The sequence below is a fragment of the Streptomyces sp. NPDC002870 genome (assembly GCF_042888505.1).
Taxonomy (GTDB): domain Bacteria; phylum Actinomycetota; class Actinomycetes; order Streptomycetales; family Streptomycetaceae; genus Streptomyces.
Genome location: NZ_JBIAPW010000048.1, coordinates 45,884 through 62,931, shown reverse-complemented (window position 1 = coordinate 62,931; position 17,048 = coordinate 45,884). Strand labels below are relative to the sequence as shown.

Annotated in this window: 18 protein-coding genes; 12 read left to right on the top strand and 6 right to left on the bottom strand. The window is 69.1% G+C overall.

Annotated features, from left to right (window positions below):
* Positions 1-218 precede the first annotated feature (218 nt).
* From ACFYWY_RS35480 to ACFYWY_RS35455, 6 genes are all read right to left on the bottom strand, one after another.
* Positions 219-1,595, bottom strand: coding sequence for an 8-oxoguanine deaminase (locus tag ACFYWY_RS35480; RefSeq protein WP_389194749.1), 1,377 nt, complete (start codon positions 1,593-1,595; stop codon positions 219-221).
* 148 nt (positions 1,596-1,743) lie between these two features.
* Positions 1,744-2,667, bottom strand: a complete 924-nt coding sequence (gene pucL, locus ACFYWY_RS35475) for a factor-independent urate hydroxylase (RefSeq protein WP_389194746.1) — start codon at positions 2,665-2,667, stop codon at positions 1,744-1,746.
* A 5-nt stretch (positions 2,668-2,672) separates the two neighbouring features.
* Entirely contained in the window at positions 2,673-3,071 is a 399-nt protein-coding gene (uraH, locus tag ACFYWY_RS35470) for a hydroxyisourate hydrolase (RefSeq protein ID WP_389194743.1), read from the bottom strand.
* A 4-nt stretch (positions 3,072-3,075) separates the two neighbouring features.
* Complete coding sequence (uraD, locus tag ACFYWY_RS35465; protein ID WP_389194754.1) at positions 3,076-3,594, bottom strand: 2-oxo-4-hydroxy-4-carboxy-5-ureidoimidazoline decarboxylase; 519 nt, start codon at positions 3,592-3,594, stop codon at positions 3,076-3,078.
* Positions 3,595-3,784: 190 nt separating this feature from the next.
* Complete coding sequence (locus ACFYWY_RS35460; RefSeq protein ID WP_389194740.1) at positions 3,785-4,162, bottom strand: helix-turn-helix domain-containing protein; 378 nt, start codon at positions 4,160-4,162, stop codon at positions 3,785-3,787.
* Positions 4,159-4,413: a thiamine-binding protein gene (locus tag ACFYWY_RS35455; protein WP_389194737.1), complete on the bottom strand. Its 255-nt coding sequence runs from the start codon at positions 4,411-4,413 to the stop codon at positions 4,159-4,161. The genes ACFYWY_RS35460 and ACFYWY_RS35455 overlap by 4 nt, the downstream gene beginning before the upstream one ends.
* Positions 4,414-4,573: 160 nt before the next feature.
* Here ACFYWY_RS35455 and ACFYWY_RS35450 point away from each other — a divergent pair, with 160 nt between their 5' ends.
* The 12 genes from ACFYWY_RS35450 to ACFYWY_RS35395 all read left to right on the top strand — a co-directional run bounded on the left by ACFYWY_RS35450 (position 4,574) and on the right by ACFYWY_RS35395 (position 17,027).
* Positions 4,574-5,626, top strand: a complete 1,053-nt coding sequence (locus ACFYWY_RS35450; protein ID WP_389194734.1) for a lytic transglycosylase domain-containing protein — start codon at positions 4,574-4,576, stop codon at positions 5,624-5,626.
* Positions 5,627-5,742: 116 nt separating this feature from the next.
* A complete protein-coding gene (locus ACFYWY_RS35445; RefSeq protein WP_389194732.1) occupies positions 5,743-6,801 on the top strand; it encodes a sigma-70 family RNA polymerase sigma factor in 1,059 nt (352 codons plus the stop codon).
* A gap of 140 nt (positions 6,802-6,941) precedes the next feature.
* Entirely contained in the window at positions 6,942-7,886 is a 945-nt protein-coding gene (locus ACFYWY_RS35440; protein ID WP_389194729.1) for an ABC transporter ATP-binding protein, read from the top strand.
* Positions 7,883-8,653: an MlaE family ABC transporter permease gene (locus tag ACFYWY_RS35435; RefSeq protein ID WP_389194726.1), complete on the top strand. Its 771-nt coding sequence runs from the start codon at positions 7,883-7,885 to the stop codon at positions 8,651-8,653. Before ACFYWY_RS35440 ends, ACFYWY_RS35435 begins: the two co-directional genes overlap by 4 nt.
* Before the next feature lie 3 nt (positions 8,654-8,656).
* Positions 8,657-9,475: an MlaE family ABC transporter permease gene (locus ACFYWY_RS35430; RefSeq protein WP_389194723.1), complete on the top strand. Its 819-nt coding sequence runs from the start codon at positions 8,657-8,659 to the stop codon at positions 9,473-9,475.
* 7 nt (positions 9,476-9,482) lie between these two features.
* Positions 9,483-10,748: an MCE family protein gene (locus ACFYWY_RS35425; RefSeq protein ID WP_389194721.1), complete on the top strand. Its 1,266-nt coding sequence runs from the start codon at positions 9,483-9,485 to the stop codon at positions 10,746-10,748.
* Positions 10,745-11,797, top strand: a complete 1,053-nt coding sequence (locus tag ACFYWY_RS35420; RefSeq protein ID WP_389194718.1) for an MCE family protein — start codon at positions 10,745-10,747, stop codon at positions 11,795-11,797. The genes ACFYWY_RS35425 and ACFYWY_RS35420 overlap by 4 nt, the downstream gene beginning before the upstream one ends.
* Positions 11,794-12,774, top strand: a complete 981-nt coding sequence (locus tag ACFYWY_RS35415) for an MCE family protein (protein ID WP_389194716.1) — start codon at positions 11,794-11,796, stop codon at positions 12,772-12,774. The genes ACFYWY_RS35420 and ACFYWY_RS35415 overlap by 4 nt, the downstream gene beginning before the upstream one ends.
* Before the next feature lie 14 nt (positions 12,775-12,788).
* Positions 12,789-13,910: an MCE family protein gene (locus tag ACFYWY_RS35410; protein WP_389194713.1), complete on the top strand. Its 1,122-nt coding sequence runs from the start codon at positions 12,789-12,791 to the stop codon at positions 13,908-13,910.
* A complete protein-coding gene (locus tag ACFYWY_RS35405; protein WP_389194710.1) occupies positions 13,907-15,211 on the top strand; it encodes an MCE family protein in 1,305 nt (434 codons plus the stop codon). The genes ACFYWY_RS35410 and ACFYWY_RS35405 overlap by 4 nt, the downstream gene beginning before the upstream one ends.
* The gene (locus ACFYWY_RS35400; protein ID WP_389194708.1) at positions 15,208-16,479 is read left to right on the top strand and encodes an MCE family protein; all 1,272 of its coding nucleotides are present in this window, start codon (positions 15,208-15,210) and stop codon (positions 16,477-16,479) included. Before ACFYWY_RS35405 ends, ACFYWY_RS35400 begins: the two co-directional genes overlap by 4 nt.
* On the top strand, positions 16,452-17,027 hold the full coding sequence (locus ACFYWY_RS35395) for a hypothetical protein (protein ID WP_389194705.1): 576 nt from the start codon (positions 16,452-16,454) through the stop codon (positions 17,025-17,027). Before ACFYWY_RS35400 ends, ACFYWY_RS35395 begins: the two co-directional genes overlap by 28 nt.
* Positions 17,028-17,048: the final 21 nt, after the last annotated feature.

Sequence of the window (17,048 nt, the reverse complement as noted above, 5' to 3'; positions counted from 1 at the left end):
GGGCGGGTGTGTGCCCGTGGGGGGGGGGGGGGGTTTTGGTGGGGGGGGCCCCCGGGTTTTGGGCGCTCAGGTGGGGGTTTTTTTCATCCCGTCGCCCCCGGGGGGGGGGGGCGCCCCGGGTGGGGGGCCCCACCCCGCCGGGCACGGCTGCCATGGACCCCGCTCGGGCCCATGGCCGCCGGTCGAGGGCCGTCCCCCTCGACCGGACTTCCTTCGGATCAGGCCTGCGCGGCGATGCGCGCGAGGCGCTGTGCCTCGTCCCGCGCGGAGCGGGCGATGGCGTCCTCGTCCACCGTGGTGAGGTGACCCGCCTCGACGACGGTCTTGCCGTTGACGAGGGAGAGCGTGACGGGGGCGGCCGCGCCGAAGACGAGCGCGGTCACCGGGTCGGCGATGGAGGAGTGGGCGAGCGTGTCCATCTTCCACAGCACCAGGTCGGCGAGCTTGCCGGCCTCGATGGAGCCGATCTGGTCGGCGCGGCCGAGGACCTGGGCGCCGCCGTACGTACCGAGGCGCAGCGCCTGGCGGGCATTGAGTGCCGCCTCGCGATGGGACCCGAGCCGGTTGATGAGCAGCGCGTTGCGCAGCTCGGTGTGCAATTCGCCCGACTCGTTGGAGGCGGTGCCGTCGACGCCGAGGCCGACCGGGACACCGGCGGCAAGCATGTCCGGTACCCGGGCGATACCGGCGGCGAGGCGGGCGTTGGACGACGGGCAGTGCGCGACGCCTGTGCCCGTACGGGCGAAGGCGGCGATGTCGGAGTCGTTCATGTGGACGCAGTGGGCCATCCACACGTCCTGGCCGAGCCAGCCGGTCGACTCGAAGTAGTCGGTCGGGCCCATCCCGAAGAGCTCCTTGCAGAACTCCTCCTCCTCGACGGTCTCCGAGCCGTGGGTGTGCAGCCGGACACCCTTGCGGCGGGCGAGCTCGGCGCCCTGGCGCAGCAGTTCGGTGGAGACGGAGAAGGGCGAGCAGGGCGCGACGGCGATCTGGGTCATCGCGTCGAAGGAGGCGTCGTGATGCTTGTCGATGGTCGCCTCGGTGGCGGCGAGCGCGCCTTCGAGGGACTCGACGGCGAAGTCCGGCGGCAGGCCGCCGTCCGACTTGCCGCGGTCCATGGAGCCGCGGGCGAGGGTGAAGCGGACCCCCGTCTCGCTCGCCGCGCCGATGATCGCGCCGGACAGGTCGCCGGAGCCCTGCGGGTAGACGTAGTGGTGGTCCATCGCGGTGGTCACACCGCCGCGGGCCATCATGGCGAGCGAGCCCCGTGCCGCCGCGCGCACCATCGGCTCGTCGATGCGCGCCCACGTCGGGTAGAGCGCGACCAGCCAGTTGAAGAGGTTGTGGTCGGTGGCCAGACCCCGGGTGATCCACTGGTAGAAGTGGTGGTGGGTGTTGACCAGGCCGGGCGTGACGAGTTGCCCGGTGCCGTCGATGCGGCGGGCCACGTTCTCCAGGTCCGCGGGAGCCTTGCCCCCTCCTGCCGATTCGATCCGGTTGTCTGCGACGACGACGTAGCCGGAGGCGTACTCGGTGTCGTTCGCGTCCACGGTCGCGATGGCACAGTTTTCGATGACGATGCGCGAAGCCGCCATGGCGGGTCCTCGTTCTTCCCATTGGTGGAACGAACCCGGGGGTCGAGCGGGGTGACGACCGGGTCCGCGGTGCTGTCGTTGCGCAGATGCCCCCGCTCTCCCCCTGGGACCTGACGCCGGCGCACGCGTCGGGGATGGAGCGGGACTGCTACAGGTTGGTCATGTCGAGCGGGATCTGCGGTTCGACGCCGTCCCGCAGGACGGTGGCCTCGATCAGGCCGTAGGGGCGGTCCGCCGCGAAGTAGACCTCATTGTCGTTCTTGAGGCCGAACGGCTCGAGGTCGACGAGGAAGTGGTGCTTGTTCGGCAGCGAGAAGCGGATCTCGTCGATCTCGCTGCGGCTGTTGATGATGCGCGAACCCATTTGGTACAGAGTCTGCTGGAGCGAGAGGGAGTACGTCTCGGCGAAGGCCTGCAGCATGTGCTTCCTGGCCTGCTCGTAGGACTTCTCCCAGTTCGGCATCCGCTCCTCGTCGGACGACCAGCTGTAGCGCCACTTGGCGGACACCTGGGTCGCGAGGATGCGGTCGTACGCCTCCGGCAGGGTCGTGTACTTGTCCTTGACGTAACCCCAGAACTCGGAGTTCGTCGAGTTCATCACGGTGAGGTCCTTCAGACCGGAGATGACCTGCCACGTCTCACCGTCGAAGGTGATCTGGGCGACGCGGGTCTCCTGGCCCTTGCGGACGAAGGAGTGCTTGACCTCGTCGGCTCCGATGAACTTGGAGTTGCCGTCCGAGGTCTCGATGCGCTCCCAGGCGTACTCCTCGATACGAATGCGCGCCTGGTGGATCGGCTCCTGGCTGGTCACGAAGTGACGGGCCAGGTGGATGCCGAACTGCTCGGCGGACTCGATGCCGTACTCCTTGGCGAACGCGTACACCGTGTTCTTGGTGGTGTCGGTCGGCAGGACGTTGGCGTTGGAGCCGGAGTAGTGGACCTCGTCCATGTCGCCGGAGAGAGCGACCGAGACGTTCAGGTCCTTGATGTGGTGGGTGTCGCCGTGCCGCGTGATCTTGACGACGCGGTTCTCTGCTTTGCCGTACTGGTTCTGGCCGAGAATCGTGGGCATGTCTGCTAGCTCCCTCGGTAAACGGAGTAGCCGAACGGGTTGAGCAGCAGCGGTACGTGATAGTGCTCGCCCGGCCTGACGGCGAAAGTGATCGCCACCTCCGGGAAGAACGCACCGCTGTCCCTTACGCGGGGGGCGTCCTGCTGCGCCTCGGCTTGCTTGGTGGGGTGGTTGGCGAAGTACGCCTCGGTCTCGAAGTCGAGACGTACGTGGGTCGTTGTCTCCGGCGGCGCCGGCAGGTCCTTGCAGCGCCCGTCCGCGTCGGTCTTCGATCCGCCGAGCGCCACCCACTCCGCGTCGGGGCCGCTGCGGGCCGCGAGGGAGATGGCGACGCCCTCGGCGGGGCGTCCGACGCTGGTGTCCAGGATGTGCGTGGACACCGATGCGGTGGTCTCGGTGCTCAAGACGTCACTCTCCTTCTGCTACGAGGCGGGTCAGCCGGATGCGGTTGATCTTGCCCAGCTCGGTGCGGACTGTTTCCCGCTCCTGCTCGGGCGAGTTGCCGATCCGCTCGCGGACCGCGTCACGCATCTGCTCACCGGTGCGGCCGGTGGCGCAGATCAGAAAGACATGTCCGAACCGCTCCTGGTAGGCCAGGTTCAGTTCGAGCATTTCAGCCTTGAGCTCCTCAGCGGCCCCGGCCATCCCGCTCTGTTCGCGGGACGAGGTGGGGTCCCCGGGCTTCGGCCGGCCGATCGGCGGGTGCCCCGCCATCGCCTCGGCCAGGTCCTCGGCACTCAGCTCGGCCATGGCGGCGTCGCTTGCGTCGGAGAGGGCCTCCACGGTGGCGTACGGACGCTGGGCGAGCACCTTGCTCCCCCACGCCGAACTGGCGCACACCTCGTGCAGGGCGGCCAGGGCCGCGGTGTCCTGCGAGGTGTTGAACCGGACGAGGCCCTCCGGGGATTCGGGGGCCGCCCCCGGCATGCGCTGTGGTCCTGAAGTCACGGGAGCCTCCGTGGCTGTTTTTCGCTGTGCGTTCGGACGGGCTGCGGATAGCTAACGCCCTCCGGCAACCAGGCGTCAACACTTTGTTGAAAACTCGGTAACGCAAAAGCCGCCGTCCGGACATCCGGACGACGGCTCGACTGCGTCCGATGGGGCCGTGAGCGCCGTGCTAGCTGTCCTTCGCGGCGTTTTCCCTGTTCAGGTAGTTGTACACAGTGAAGCGGCTGACCCCCAGAGCGCCGGCCACCGTCTCCACCCCGTGCCGTACGGAGAAGGCGCCGCGCGACTCCAGTGTCCGTACGACCAGCTGCTTCGTCTTACGGTCCAGCTCGGACAGCGGCATGCCGTGCCGGCGCTCCATGGCGGCCAGGATGTGGTCGAGCGAGTCCGACAGCTGCGGCAGCCGCACGGCGAGTACGTCCTCGCCCTCCCAGGCGAGCACCACATCGTCGGGACTGGCCTGCTCGGGGCTCAGTATCTCGGCGCCCATCGCGTCGACAAGCGGCTTCACGGCGCTGACGAGGGGGTGATCTCCCGGCTGGGTCACTTCTCGCCCTCCCCGATCACGTTGATCTGCAACGAGACACGGGTGGCGCCCGCCTTCAGAGCCCGGCGCAGCAGCGCGTCGACCGCGGTCAGCACCTCGTCGGCGCCGCCCTCCGCCGTATTGCCGAACGGGCCTACGTCCACGGCGTCCAGCTGGGCCGCCTGGATGACCTCGCGGGCGACCACCGCATGGGCCGGCGCTTCATCGAGGTCGAAGGGTTCGGTGGTGAACTCCACCCGCAATCGCTCCATGCGCCCACGTTAGCGGTGCCCTCCCGCGCCGTCGGCGCCGTCCCGGCCCGGAAAGGCGCGGCTGCGCGCGACGGACCCGCCATGTCCCCGCGTAGAGCAGGTGACGGAAGCCGCGCCGGCCCTCATCTCCGGCTCGGCGGCACTGGGAGGGGTCTGCATCATGACTGGTCGCAACACGGCAGGGCGCAAGCGCAGGGGTGTCAGGGCGGCAGCGGTCGCGACGGCGGCCATGGCGGCGCTGACCGCCTCACGGGCGCCGGGGCCGGCGGCACACGCCTCGGACCCGGCTCAGCGTCCGACGCCCCCGCCGGGGCAGAGCGTCACGGGCGACACCCCGTACCGCACCGAGCTTCCGCCGCTGCGGGCCCGCGAGACGGGAGTGGGCACGGACGACTCCGCCGCACCGGTCGGCGGCGCACTGCCGGCCACGGTCCTGGCCGCCTACCGGCAGGCCGAGTCGGACCTCGCGCGCAGCGCGCCCGGCTGCCGTCTGCGCTGGCAGCTGCTGGCCGCGATCGGCCAGGTGGAGTCCGGGCAGGCGCGCGGCGGCCGGGTGAGCGCGGACGGCACGACCGTCGCACCGATCCTCGGCCCGCGGCTGGACGGCAACGGGTTCGCCCTCATCAGGGACACCGACGGCGGGGTGCACGACGGGGACACGGCGTACGACCGCGCTGTCGGTCCGATGCAGTTCATTCCGTCGACGTGGGCCACCTGGGGCTCCGACGGCAACGGCGACGGACGCAGCGATCCGGGCAACGTCTACGACGCGGCCCTCGCGGCCGGCCGCTACCTGTGCGCGGGCGGACGGGATCTCTCCGACCCGCACGACCTGGACCTGGCGATCCTCGGCTACAACCACTCCGCCGCGTATCTGCGCACGGTCAGGGCATGGTTCGGGTACTTCCTCGAAGGACATCGGACGGTGCCGGACCTCGGCGGATCCGCCACCCGCCCGGCCCCGGAGCCGTCACGTCCGGCGCGGCCGCGGCCATCGGCGTCCACGGCTCCCGCACGCCAGGCCGGTCCGCACGACGCGTCCCCCGGGCCGTCCTCGCCCACGCCCTCTCCCGCACCCTCGAAGACCGCGCCGGGCAGCGGCCAGGAGCCCGCGAAGCCCGTACTTCCCGTCGCCACAAGCGGTGTCGAGCTGCCCGGCGACGGTGTCCTGCCCGGCGCAGGCCCGCTGGCCGGCAACGGGCAGGTTCGCTGACCAGCAACGGTAAGGACTCGATGAGCGCCACCCCCTCCCCAACTCCGGATACCCGGCGGTAATGTCGCCATCCGCCGGACAGCACCGAACCGGCAGGTGAGCGCAAAGGGGCCCTCATGGCGACGGACATGCCTGCGTATTCGGGCGGGCCGACGGACACGGCTGCCCACGAACGGTGGCAGCGCGCGTGGAGCCACCGCGAGCAGCTGCTCAAAGTGGCCCGCCGCCGCTCCATGAGCATGGAGGACGCCGAGGACGCGGTACACGAGGCCATGCTGCGCGCTGCCGAGAACCCGCATCTGGACAACGAGCGGCTCGGCGCGTGGCTGACGACAGTGACCATGCGGCTGTGCGTCGACCGTTACCGGCAGGTCAACCGCGAGGCCGAGGTGCGCAGCAGCGCGACGCTCGTACCGACGGGCCCGGTGCCCGTCGACGAGGCGGTCTGTGACCGGGCAGAGGCCAAGTGGCTGGCCGTACGCACCGACGAACTGCCCGCCCGGCAGGCGCAGGCGATCCGGCTGAAGTCAGAGGACCTCGACGTCGGCCAGGTCGCCCACGAGATGGGACTGAGCTACCGGACGGTCGAGTCGCTGCTGGCGCGAGCCCGGCGGACGCTGCGCAATACGCTGGCCGGCACGCTGGCGCTGGCTCTGTGGCTGTGCGGTCGAAACCGGCCCCGGACGGGCGTGAACGCCCAGGCGGTGGCAGTGGCCTCGACGGCGGCGACGCTGGTCGTCGCCGGGTTCATCCTGCCGTACGCCCACGACTGGGACCGGCCCGGTGCCGGGCCCGCCCCGTCGAAGGCCTCGGACGTGCGGACACCGGACCACGGCCGAGCGGAGCCGTCCGCCGCCGGCACCCCCGCAGAGACGGTGTCGGGGACCGCCACGAGCGGGACGGACGCGCCCGGAGTCCGACTGCCCGCACTGCCGTCCCTGCCGGAGGTCACCTTGCCACCGCTGCCGCCGCTCTCCACCCCGGACGTCCCTGAAGTGCCTAACGTCCCCGACATACCTGACGTCCCCGAAGTGCCGGACGTGCCGGACGTGCCCCTTATGACTGTCGCGCCCGAGGTGACCGTGCCCTCCGTGCCGGAGGTGCCCATGACCACGCCATCGCCCTCGGTGCCCCTGGCCACCCCGTCCGCCCCGGTGTCCCTGCCACGCCCATAGCTGCCCGCGGCCACCTCGCACACCGATGTTCACCCCTGATTTCGCGCCCGTAAAAAATTTCGTGCTTGGCCGCGACGGACGGGCCGCCCTTCCCCGTAGAGCAGATGTCGGAGCTGCTCCACTGCTGAAGGGTGAACCGGATGGGTGTCGAGATCTGTGTGGAAGGGCTGACCAAGTCCTTCGGCCACCAGGTCATCTGGCAGGACGTTTCGCTGACGCTGCCCGCCGGCGAGGTTTCGGTCATGCTCGGCCCTTCGGGCACCGGCAAGTCCGTGTTCCTCAAGACGTTGGTCGGCCTGCTCAAGCCGGAGGCCGGTTCGATCCGGATCGCGGGCACGGACATCACCAAGCTGCGCGAACACGACCTGTACGAGGTGCGGAAGCAGTTCGGCGTGCTGTTCCAGGACGGCGCGCTGTTCGGGTCGATGAACCTCTACGACAACATCGCCTTCCCGCTGCGTGAGCACACCCGCAAGTCGGAGAGCGCGATCCGGCAGATCGTCCTCGAGAAGATGGACATGGTCGGGCTCATCGGCGCAGAGGAGAAGCTGCCCGGCGAGATATCCGGCGGCATGCGCAAAAGGGCCGGACTGGCGCGGGCCCTGGTGCTCGATCCGGAGATCATCCTCTTCGACGAGCCGGACTCGGGTCTCGACCCGGTGCGCGTGGCGTACCTCAATCAGCTGATCGTCGATCTCAACGCACAGATCGACGCGACCTTCCTGATCGTCACGCACGACATCGCATCGGCCCGGCAGGTCCCGGACAACATCGGGCTGCTCTTCCGCCGCGAGCTGGTGATGTTCGGCCCCCGGGAACAGCTGCTGACCAGCGACCAGCCGGTCGTACGGCAGTTCCTGAACGGCCGGATGCAGGGGCCGATCGGCATGGCGGAGGAGAAGGACGCCGCCCAGGTCGAGCAGGAGCTCGCGCGTCTCGGCGACGCAGAGCTGAGCGTTCCCAAGGCCGCCGACGAGTTGACGCCGCGCCTGCTGCCGAGCCCCGGGATCACCCGGCCGCCCCGCTGGGAGGCGATCGCCCGGCGTGAGGCGGCGCTGAACAAGGTGGAGGTGGCGGACGCATGAGCCTTTCCCCGACAGGCGCGCTGCGACATTCCGGCAGCCTGTTCGCGATGGCCCTGGACGTCGTACGGACCTTCCCCAGGCGCCCGTTCCAGGTACGGGAGTTCATCCAGCAGGCCTGGTTCATCGCGAGCGTCACCATCCTGCCCACCGCCCTGGTCTCCATCCCGTTCGGGGCGGTCATCGCCCTGCAGATCGGCAGTCTGACCCGCCAGCTCGGCGCGCAGTCGTTCTCGGGCGCGGCCTCGGTGCTGGCCGTGCTGCGGGAGGCCTCGCCGATCGTCACCGCACTGCTGATCGCGGGAGCGGGCGGCACCGCGATCTGCGCGGACCTCGGGGCGCGCAAGATCCGTGAGGAGATCGACGCGATGCAGGTGCTGGGCATCGACCCGATCCACCGCCTGGTCGTACCGCGGGTGCTGGCCTCGATGGTGGTGGCCGTGCTGCTCAACGGTCTTGTGTCGGTGGTCGGGGTGGCCGGCGGCTACTTCTTCAACGTGATCCTCCAAAACGGTACGCCCGGCGCGTATCTGGCCTCCTTCACCACCCTCGCCCAACTGTCCGATCTATGGGCAGCCGAGCTGAAGGCCCTGGTGTTCGGCGCCATCGCGGCGATCGTCGCCTCGTACAAGGGACTGACCGCGAAGGGCGGGTCGAAGGGCGTGGGCGACGCCGTGAACGAGTCCGTGGTGATCACTTTCATGCTGCTGTTCGTGACGAACTTCGTGATGACCGCGGTGTACTTCCAGGTCGTTCCGCAGAGGGGTTGACCGATGCCGCTGATGAATCGTCTGCTGCTGGACCGGCTCGAGGAGCTGGGCGGCCAACTGTCCTTCTACGGACGCTCGCTGGCCTGGACCGGCCGCACGCTGCGCCGCTACAAGAAGGAGACCCTGCGTCTACTCGCCGAGGTGAGCTTCGGCCGCGGGGCGCTGGCGGTGGTCGGCGGGACGGTCGGCGTCATCGCCTTCCTGTCCTTCTTCACCGGCACCGAGGTCGGCCTGCAGGGCTACGCCGCGCTCAACCAGCTGGGCACCTCCAACTTCGTGGCGTTCCTGTCCGCGTACTTCAACACCCGTGAGATCGCCCCGCTGGTGGCCGGTCTCGCCCTGTCGGCGACGGTCGGGGCAGGGTTCACCGCCCAGCTCGGGGCCATGCGGATCAGCGAGGAGACCGATGCGCTGGAAGTGATGGGCGTCCCCTCCCTGCCGTTCCTGGTGACCACCCGGATGATCGCCGGGTTTGTCGCCGTGATCCCGCTGTATGTGATCGGACTGCTGTCCTCGTACTTCGCGGCGCGCACCATCACGACCGGCTACTACGGACAGTCCGCGGGCACCTACGACCACTACTTCCAGCAGTATCTGCCGCCGGTCGACGTCCTGTGGTCCTTCGGCAAGGTGATCGTCTTCGCCGTCGTGATCATCCTCGTCCACTGCTACTACGGCTACTACGCGAGCGGCGGCCCGGCCGGCGTCGGCGTCGCGGTCGGCCGTGCCGTGCGGACCTCCATCGTCGCCATCAACATCCTGGACTTCTTCCTCAGCCTGGCGATCTGGGGCGCCAACACGACCGTACGGATAGCGGGGTAGAAGATCCATGCGCATTCCCATTCCCGTCCCGACACGCGGCGCACGACTGCGGCTGTACGGCATCGTCTTCATCGCGGTCATCGCGCTTCTGCTGTCGCTGTCCGTCGCCGTCTACCAGCAGGTGTTCGTCTCCGTCGTACGGATCACGCTGGAGGCCGACACCCTGGGCAACCAGCTGGACCCGCGGGCCGACGTCAAGCTGCGCGGGCTGCTGGTCGGCGAGGTGCGCGAGGTCCGGGCCGACGGCCAGAAGGCGACGCTCGACATCGCCCTCAAACCGGAGCACGTCTCCCGCATCCCGGCCGACGTGCACGCCCGGCTGCTGCCCAAGACACTCTTCGGCGAGAAGTACGTCGATCTGGTCGCCCCGCGCGGCTCCGCGGGGCGGCACATCCGCGCCGGGGACGTCATCACCCAGGACCGCACCGAGGCCGGCATCGAGCTCCAGCATCTGATGAACGACCTGCTGCCGCTGCTGCGGACCGTTCGGCCCGCCGAACTCAACGCCACGCTGTCGGCGTTCGCCACCGCGCTCGACGGGCGCGGCGACCAGATCGGCGCCAACCTCACCCGTTTCGAGCGCTATCTCAGCCGGCTCAACCCGCACATGCCGTCCATCAAGGAAAACATCTCGCGGTTCGCCGATGTGACCGCGGTGTACGGGGACGCTGCACCCGATCTGCTGAGGATCCTGCGGAACACCGTCACCACCAGCCGCACTGTCGTCGAGCAGCGGGAGCAACTGGCCTCCGCGCTCACCGCGACCGCCGACGCCGCCGGCACCGCGGACGGGTTCCTCGACGAGAACGAGGGCCGGCTGATCACCCTCGGCCGCGTCTCGCGACCCACGCTGGCCCTGTTCGCCCGCTACGCGCCGGTCTACCCCTGCCTCCTGGACGGCCTGGTGAAGCAGACGGCGGCCTCCGAAGAAGCCTTCAGGGGCGGAGAGATGCGCATCACCCTCGAATTCGTCCGCCCTCGGCCCGCGTACAAACCCGGTGAGGAACCGCGCTATGCAGAACGTTCAGGACCCGACTGCAGGGGGTTGCCCAACCCCCGGGTGCCCGCACCGGACACAAAGCTCAATGACGGTACGTCGGCGCACGGCTCGGGAGGCGGTACCCATAGTGCTGTGTCCGCCACCGAAGCCGAGCAGCGTGCGGTCGGCTCACTCGTGGCGCCCGTCATGGGAGTTCCGGCCGACCAGGTGCCGGCCGTCGCGACGCTGCTCTTCGGCCCGATGGCCCGCGGAACGGCGGTGAGCGTCGCATGACGAAGTCAGGAGCCATTCAGACCGCGGCCCCGCTGATCAAGTTCATTCTCTTCGCCGTGGTGACGGTGCTGGTGACGGCGATGCTCGCGGCCACCATCGTCAACCTCTCCTTCACGCCGCAGGAGACGTACCGCGCGGTGTTCAGCGACGTCACCAGCCTGGAGGAGGGCGACGACATCAGGGTCGCCGGAGTGCGGGTCGGCGAGGTCGAGGACATCCGGATCAAGGGCGGCGGGATCAAGGACCGCACGCTGGCGGAGGTCACCTTCACGGTCGACCACAACCGTCCGCTGTTCTCCAGCACCGGCGCCGTCGTCCGCTACCGGAATCTGGTCGGACAGCGGTACATCGCGCTGACGGAGGGCGCGGGTGACGGGGCGCCGCTGCCGCCCGGCGCCCGGATCCCGCTGGCCAGGACCCAGCCGGCGCTCGATCTCAACGCGCTGCTGAACGGATTCAAGCCGCTCTTCGCCGCACTGAGCCCCGACGACATGAACCAGCTCGCCACCGAGATCATCAAGACCCTGCAGGGAGAGGGCGGGACGGTGAAGAGCCTGCTCGCCCACACCGCCTCCCTGACCACCACACTCGCCGACCGCGACAAGCTCGTCGGGTCCGTGATCGACAACCTCAACGAGGTGCTGAAGACGCTGGACAAGCGCGGCGCCCGCTTCTCCGGACTGCTCAAGCAGTTGCAGCGGCTGATCTCCGGGCTGTCCGCCGACCGCAAGCCCATCGGCGAGTCGCTGACCAGCATCGGCCAACTGACCGAGGCAACTTCGGGCCTGATCGAGGACGCCCGCCCGCCGCTGAAGGACGACATCGCCGAGCTGACCGACCTCACCGGAACGCTGAACAGACACGAGAAGACCGTGGAGGGCGTGCTGAAACGGCTGCCGAACAAGCTGAACAAGTTGACGGGGACGGCGTCGTACGGCTCCTGGTTCAACTTCTACCTCTGTGACTTCGACGGCCGGATCGTGCTGCCGAAGACCAGGCAGGTGCTCACCCCTGAGCTCCATGTCGCGAGGGCGAGGTGCGGCCAGTGATCCCCTTCCGTGAGCGCAACCCCGTAATGATCGGGGCGGTCGGCATCTCCACGCTCGCGCTGCTGGCCGTCGCGGCGTTCAACGCCGACAGCCTCCCGCTGATCGGCAACGGCGAGACGTACAGCGCGGCATTCTCGGAAGCGGGCGGCCTCAAACCCGGCGACGAGGTGCGCATCGCCGGGGTCAAGGTCGGCAAGGTCGACGAGGTCGATCTGGACGGCGACCATGTGAAGGTGACCTTCAAGGTCAAGGGGGACCCGGAGTTCGGCACGAGGACCGGCGCGGCCATCCGGATCAAGACGATCCTGGGCTCCAAGTACCTCGCGCTGCAGCCGAAGGGGGCAGGGCAGCTACCGCCGGGCAGCGAGATCCCGCTGAACCGTACGGTTCCGGCGTACGACGTCGTGACGGCGTTCAGTGATCTGACCACCACGACGGAGAAGGTCGACATGGACCAGCTGGCGAAGGCCATGGACACCATCTCCGCCACCTTCAAGGACTCGCCGGCCGACGTGCAGGCATCCATCAAGGGGCTTTCGAGGATCTCCCGTACGGTGGCGTCCCGCGACGAGGCCCTGCGTGAACTTCTCAAGCACGCCAACGGGGTCACGGGCGTTCTCTCCGAACGTTCCGGCGACTTCTCCCGGGTGGTCAAGGACGGCGACAAGCTGTTCCGGGAGATCACCAGGCGGCGTGCGGCGATCCATGCGCTGCTCAAGAGTTCGGCCGCGATGGGCATCCAGCTCTCCGGCCTCGTCGAGGACAACCGCAAGGAGATCGGCCCGGCGCTCAAGGGCCTGAACGCGGTGGTCACCATGCTCGAACGCAACCAGGCCTCCCTCGACCGCAGCGTCAAGCTGCTCGCCCCCTATGTACGGGTGTTCACCAACACTCTCGGCAACGGCCGCTGGTTCGACAGCTACATCCAGAACATGGTCGCCGCTCCGGTGGTTCCGCGGACGGGAGGCTCGCAATGATGGGGAAGTTCCCGATGAAACGACGACTGGCTCTGGTCACCGCGCTGGTGCTGGTCGCCACCGGGGCGATCGTGTTCTGGCCGCGCTCGTCGCCGGTCAAGGTCACGGCGTACTTCCCGCGCACGGTGGGCATCTACCCCGGCTCGGACGTACGCGTCCTCGGTGTCCGCATCGGCGAGGTCAAGAAGATCACGCCGAGCGGCAAGCGGGTGCGGGTGGAGCTGGAGTACGAGGCCGGGCGCAAGGTCCCCGCGGACGCCAAGGCCGCGATCATCAACTCCTCGGTGGTCAGCGACCGTTACGTACAGCTGCTGCCGGTGTACCGGAGCGGGCCGACGCTCAAAGACGGCGCCGTCATCCCCGAGCACCGCACGGCCGTCCCGGTCGAACTGGACCGCGTCTTCGACAGCCTGCACACCACGGCCGAGGCGCTCGGTCCGCGGGGAGCCAACGCGGACGGTTCGCTGTCCCGGCTCCTCGGGGTGAGCGCGGACAACCTCCACGGCCAGGGGAAGCAGCTGCACCAGACGGTGGAGGATCTGTCGCTGGCGGTCGGCACGCTGTCCGACGGCCGGAAGGACCTGTTCGGCACCGTACGGAATCTGCAGGTGTTCACGGCTGTTCTGGCGGCCGACGACGACAGCGTCCGTTCCTTCAACGACAGCCTCGCCAAGGTGGCCGACCAGCTGGCCGGGGAGCGCAAGGACCTCGCGGCGGCGCTGCGGCACCTGGGAGTGGCGCTGCGCGATGTGACGGAGTTCGTCAAAGCGAACAAGAAGTTGCTGACGGCCGATGTGAAGGGCCTGAGCAAGGTCACCAAGGTGCTGGTCACCCAGCGGGCTGCGCTGGCCGAGCTGCTGGAGGTCGCACCCGCGGGGCTGTCCAATCTGCAGAACGCCTACAACCCGTCCTCCGGCACCCTCGACACCCGTAACAACCCGGACCATCCCCAGGACCCGGCCGCGCTGTTGTGCTCGCTGCTGAGGACGACCGGTGACACCGGCGGCAAGAACCCCGACTGCGGGGAGCTTGAGACGCTGTTCGACTCCCTTCCGAAGCTGTCGCCGAATGTGCCGACCGCGGGCACGGGACCGGTGGACAAGACCCTCGGCGGAATCCTGGAGGCCCGTGCATGAGCGCGCTGCGCAAGGGGAGGGCAGCCGCCTGGGCGGCCGTCGGCTCGCTGTTGATATCCGGCTGCGACATCAACGGGTGGTACGACGTCGACCTGCCCGGCGGCGCCGCCTCGGACGGCAATGCCTTCAAGGTCACCGTGGAGTTCAGGGACGTCCTCGACCTGGTTCCGCAGTCCTCCGTGAAGGTCAACAACGTCACCGTGGGCGCCGTCGAGAAGGTGGAGCTGACCGGCTGGCACGCCCGGGTGCGGCTGCGGGTGGCCGATTCGGTGAAACTGCCCGCCAACGCAGTGGCCGAGCTGCGCCAGACCAGCATGCTCGGTGAGAAGTACGTGGCACTGTCCGCCCCGCCGGGTACCGCACCCGTCGGCAAACTCACCGACGGCGCCCGGATCCCGCTGTCCCGCAGCGGCCGCAACCCGGAGATCGAAGAGGTGCTGGCCGCGTTGTCGGCTCTGCTCAACGGCGGCGGAGTGGCGCAGCTCAAGACCATCACCGTGGAGCTGAACGAGGCCCTGGCGGGCCGGGAGAACCGGGTCAAGTCCCTGCTCACAGAGTTGGACACCTTCATCGGCGGTCTCGACAGCCAGCGCGCGGAGATCATCCGCGCGCTGAACGGCATAGACCGGCTGTCCAAGCGACTCGCCAAGGAGAAGACGACGGTCGCCCAGGCCGTCGACACCATGCCGCCCGCGCTGAAGGTGCTGGCCGACCAGCGCAAGAACCTGACACGGATGCTCACGTCCCTGTCGAAGCTGGGCACGACGGGCACCCGGGTGATCAACGCCTCGCGGGACGATGTGGTCGCGAATCTGACGAGCCTGCGGCCGATCCTGGAGCAGCTGAACAAGGCGGGCAACGACCTGCCCAACGCCCTGGAACTCATGACGACGTATCCGTTCCCGCGCAGTGCGACGAATGCCATCAAGGGCGACTACGTCAATCTCAAGATCACCGCCGATCTGGATCTCGCGAGCATCTACGGCAACCTCGGCGACGGGAACGGGAAGCCCAAACCCCCGGCGAAGCCCGGAGTTCCGGAGGTGCCGGGTGCCCCGGAGGTCCCCGAGGTGCCAGGAGTTCCCGGCCTGCCACGACCCTCCACACCGACGTCCGGGCCAGGTGTTCCGGGCACTCCGAACGACCCGCCGGCCCCCGGCGATCCGCTGTGCCCGCCGGTGTGCACCAGCGGCTACGCCTCGTACGGCGTACCCACCGAACCCACAGAAAACACCGACGGCTACCCGCCCGGAGTCGACCTCGCTCTCGCGGAGCTCATGCTGAAGGGGATGCAGCCGTGATCACACGCAGCGTCAAGACGCAGTTGGTCGCCTTCGCCGTCCTCACCGCCGTCGGCGTGTCCTACGTCGGCGCCCAGTACACGGGGCTGTCCGAAGCGGTCCTCGACCGCGGGTACACCGTCCGGGCCGACTTCGCCGCGTCCGGAGGCATCTTCAAGGGTGCCGAGGTCACCTATCGCGGCGTGCCGGTGGGCCGGGTCGGCGAGCTGCGGCTGACCGGCTCGGACGGCGTGTCGGTGGCGCTGGACATCGAGGACGGCCAGCGGATACCGGCGGACACTCTGGCCGTGGTCGCGCACCGTTCGGCTGTCGGCGAGCAGTACGTCGATCTGCAGCCGCGCGTTACCGGCGGCCCCTATCTGCGGCACGGCAGCACGATCGCCCGCGGTGACACGCGGGTGCCACTGCCGTCCACGGATCTCGTCATGAGTGTGGACCGCCTGGTGAAATCCGTCGGCAAGGAGGATCTGCGGATCACGGTCGACGAGCTGGGCAAGGCCTTCGCGGGCACCGGCCCGCACCTGAGCCGACTGGTCGACTCGGGCAACCGGCTGATCGAGTCGGCGTCCGACTCGCTCCCGCAGACCATCACGCTGATCGAGGACTCGCGCGTGGCACTCAAGACGCAGTCCGACAAGGGCTCGGCGATCAAGTCGTTCTCCCGCGACCTGGCGGACCTCACCGCCGAGTTGAAGTCCAGTGACGGTGACATCCGCAGGCTGACCGGCGCGGGCGCGCCCGCGGCGAACGAGCTGAACTCGCTGCTGAAGGCCAACCGGACGCATCTTCCGGTGCTGTTGGGCAATCTCATCAGCGGCGGCCAGATCACGGTGGCGCGGCTACCGGGCGTCGAGCAGTCGCTCGTCACCTTTCCCGTGGTGGTCGCGGGCAGCTTCACCGTGATCCCGGGCGACGGCACCACCCACTTCGGCATGGTCGTCAATGCCGACGAGCCGCCGGCGTGCCGGCAGGGCTACGGGACGCAGCGCCGCGACCCCGCGGACACGAGCGAGCGTCCGGCGAACACCGCCGCACGCTGCACGGCCCCGCGCGGCGGCAAGACCTCGGTCCGCGGCGCCCAGAACGCGCCTGGAGCCTCGGGTTCCGGCGGGGCCGGCCCGGCCGCGTTCATCACCCCCTACGACCCGGAGACCGGCGCCGCGGCCGGCCCGGACGGATCGTTCGTCGAGATCGGCTCGACGGGCGGAGAACAGAACGTGTTCGGAAAGGACTCGTGGCAATGGCTGCTCGTCGGACCGATGGCATGACCGGCGGTCGCGTCGCGCGCGCGACACGGCGGCTGCGCGAACTGGGTATCAGACTGGTCGAGGCCGCACGGCGGGGGAGGGCACTGCCCGCGACGCTCGCCGTGGCGACGGCCGTGACGACGGTGCTGAGCGTGTGGCTGACTTTCCAGCTGTACGAGCAGCGCCTGCAGGAGCAGCGGCATCAGGCCATTCTGGCCGCCGCACGCCAGTCGGCGCTGAACTTCACCTCGCTCGACTACCGGCACTACGCACGGGACAGCGAGACCGTGCTGAAGGGCGCCGCCGGCGACTTCAAGGAACAGTTCGCGGCGCAGACCGCGGAACTCACGAAGCTGGTGGCCGCGAACAAGTCGGTCTCCGAGGGCCAGGTGCTCGAAGCGGGCATCACCCGCGCCGACGAGAACACCGCCCGGGTCATGGTGGTCGCCGACAGCAAGGTGACCAACACCGCCGCCCCCGAGGGGCAGGCCCGCACCTACCGGCTGCAACTCGACCTTGTGCTCGAGAACGGTCGCTGGCTGACGTCCAACGTCGAGTTCGTCGGCTGACCGCGTCGCCCGGACACACCC

What these genes read in the sequence shown, in the direction of transcription:
- ACFYWY_RS35480 (WP_389194749.1), bottom strand. Translation starts at nt 1,595, where the DNA reads ATGGCGGCTTCGCGCATCGTCATCGAAAACTGTGCCATCGCGACCGTG.
- pucL (WP_389194746.1), bottom strand. Translation starts at nt 2,667, where the DNA reads ATGCCCACGATTCTCGGCCAGAACCAGTACGGCAAAGCAGAGAACCGC.
- uraD (WP_389194754.1), bottom strand. Translation starts at nt 3,594, where the DNA reads ATGCCGGGGGCGGCCCCCGAATCCCCGGAGGGCCTCGTCCGGTTCAAC.
- ACFYWY_RS35455 (WP_389194737.1), bottom strand. Translation starts at nt 4,413, where the DNA reads ATGGAGCGATTGCGGGTGGAGTTCACCACCGAACCCTTCGACCTCGAT.
- ACFYWY_RS35450 (WP_389194734.1), top strand. Translation starts at nt 4,574, where the DNA reads ATGACTGGTCGCAACACGGCAGGGCGCAAGCGCAGGGGTGTCAGGGCG.
- ACFYWY_RS35445 (WP_389194732.1), top strand. Translation starts at nt 5,743, where the DNA reads ATGGCGACGGACATGCCTGCGTATTCGGGCGGGCCGACGGACACGGCT.
- ACFYWY_RS35440 (WP_389194729.1), top strand. Translation starts at nt 6,942, where the DNA reads ATGGGTGTCGAGATCTGTGTGGAAGGGCTGACCAAGTCCTTCGGCCAC.
- ACFYWY_RS35435 (WP_389194726.1), top strand. Translation starts at nt 7,883, where the DNA reads ATGAGCCTTTCCCCGACAGGCGCGCTGCGACATTCCGGCAGCCTGTTC.
- ACFYWY_RS35430 (WP_389194723.1), top strand. Translation starts at nt 8,657, where the DNA reads ATGCCGCTGATGAATCGTCTGCTGCTGGACCGGCTCGAGGAGCTGGGC.
- ACFYWY_RS35425 (WP_389194721.1), top strand. Translation starts at nt 9,483, where the DNA reads ATGCGCATTCCCATTCCCGTCCCGACACGCGGCGCACGACTGCGGCTG.
- ACFYWY_RS35420 (WP_389194718.1), top strand. Translation starts at nt 10,745, where the DNA reads ATGACGAAGTCAGGAGCCATTCAGACCGCGGCCCCGCTGATCAAGTTC.
- ACFYWY_RS35410 (WP_389194713.1), top strand. Translation starts at nt 12,789, where the DNA reads ATGAAACGACGACTGGCTCTGGTCACCGCGCTGGTGCTGGTCGCCACC.
- ACFYWY_RS35405 (WP_389194710.1), top strand. Translation starts at nt 13,907, where the DNA reads ATGAGCGCGCTGCGCAAGGGGAGGGCAGCCGCCTGGGCGGCCGTCGGC.
- ACFYWY_RS35395 (WP_389194705.1), top strand. Translation starts at nt 16,452, where the DNA reads ATGGCTGCTCGTCGGACCGATGGCATGACCGGCGGTCGCGTCGCGCGC.